At 53.2% G+C, this 312-nt stretch carries 1 pseudogene; it reads right to left on the bottom strand.

Going from position 1 to position 312, the window contains the following annotated elements:
- Positions 1 to 312 (bottom strand): annotated as a pseudogene (locus tag ACTHS4_RS11770) (DUF927 domain-containing protein); the annotation flags it as partial.

Here is a 312-nt window from a genome sequence, read left to right as displayed (position 1 = left end):
CCGCGTGCCTAATGCGTGCTGGGCGATAAAATCCTCTGCCTGCTCAATGATTCGGCGGTCTTCGTGTTTTCCTGCTCCGTTGGCTTCCAGCCATTCATCAAAGCATTTTTTCACGCCTGCCATGCCTACACCTATGGGCAAGCCGGTAACAGGCGCGGCAAGTTCCAAAGCAGCGGCGGCAATCGCAAAGCGTTTTGCTACTCTTCGCGCCTGTCCTGATAATTCGGGAATGGTTGCCATAAATGCGGCCATGCGCTCCGTTGCCTGCTGTTTGGCTTGTTCTAGGTCGTCTAAAAGCTGTTGGATAAATAG

This window comes from Neisseria sp. P0014.S009 (assembly GCF_051958155.1).
In the GTDB taxonomy this organism is placed as follows: Bacteria; Pseudomonadota; Gammaproteobacteria; order Burkholderiales; family Neisseriaceae; genus Neisseria; species Neisseria flavescens_C.
This window is presented reverse-complemented; position numbering and strand designations above follow the sequence as displayed.